Source organism: Gaiella occulta, from assembly GCF_003351045.1.
In the GTDB taxonomy this organism is placed as follows: domain Bacteria; phylum Actinomycetota; class Thermoleophilia; order Gaiellales; family Gaiellaceae; genus Gaiella; species Gaiella occulta.
This window is the reverse complement of the sequence record NZ_QQZY01000031.1, coordinates 1-810: the sequence shown is the minus strand read 5'-3', so window position 1 is coordinate 810 and position 810 is coordinate 1. Positions and strand designations below refer to the sequence as shown.

Genomic DNA, 810 nt, shown 5'->3' with positions numbered 1-810 from the left:
TGACACGGTGGTCAGCTACCACCCCGACCCGCCGCAACTGCTCCGCGCTCGCCTACGGCTCGCGCTCCACAGCAGCGGCGGAAAGAATCTCAACCGGCTCGTACACCACAAGCTGGGACGCTACTCGAGCGACCGCCGCCGCGTGCACGTGCCCTTCGAGGAACGCCTCGACGGTCATCTCGAAGCTGAAGGACGCCGACTGAGCACCCGAGTAAGGCAGCGACGCAACAAGCGCGTACACGCGCCGCTCCTGCCCGTCGATCACCAGCCGGGTCGGCATCTCCGCCCAATCGAGCTGCAGCACCTGCCCCGGCCGATAGCCCGTCCGCTGCGCCGGCCGCACCGGACGCGGTCGAAGCGCGCGCAAGCGTCGCTTCACCAGATCGACCGATCCGTCGTAGCCGTACTCGTCGCGCAGCAGCTCGGTCGCGCGCGGCGCCTTGATCTGCGGCCACTCAGCCAGCAGCCGCCGCAGCACCGGTTCGAACGGATCGAGCTTCGACCCCGCCGCTGCTCGCCGATAGCGCGGGGGCTCCGCGCTCGCCGCGAGCCTGGCGACCGTCCGCCGATTCATCCCCAGCCGCCGCGCGATCTCCCGCTCCGACACACCGTCCCCGACCAGCGCCTGCACCTGCGCCCACTCCAACGCGCTCCGCACCTGCCGCCCCCTCGCTCGACGTCGTGGGGTCTGTCAGATTTTCGGTGTAAGTCCTGTTGTCTATTTTGTTAATCGTTGATCTCGATTCGTCCTTCGAATGTCACTGCGAACGCGTTGAGGGCGGGCTTCCAGCGGTTGCTCCAGCGTGCTCG

The 810-nt window shown here is 68.1% G+C and carries 1 protein-coding gene; it reads right to left on the bottom strand.

What is annotated here, in order from left to right; translation table 11 throughout:
* Positions 1-52: 52 nt before the first annotated feature.
* Complete coding sequence (locus Gocc_RS15585) at positions 53-631, bottom strand: transposase (protein ID WP_147281357.1); 579 nt, start codon at positions 629-631, stop codon at positions 53-55.
* Between the last annotated feature and the right edge of the window lie 179 nt (positions 632-810).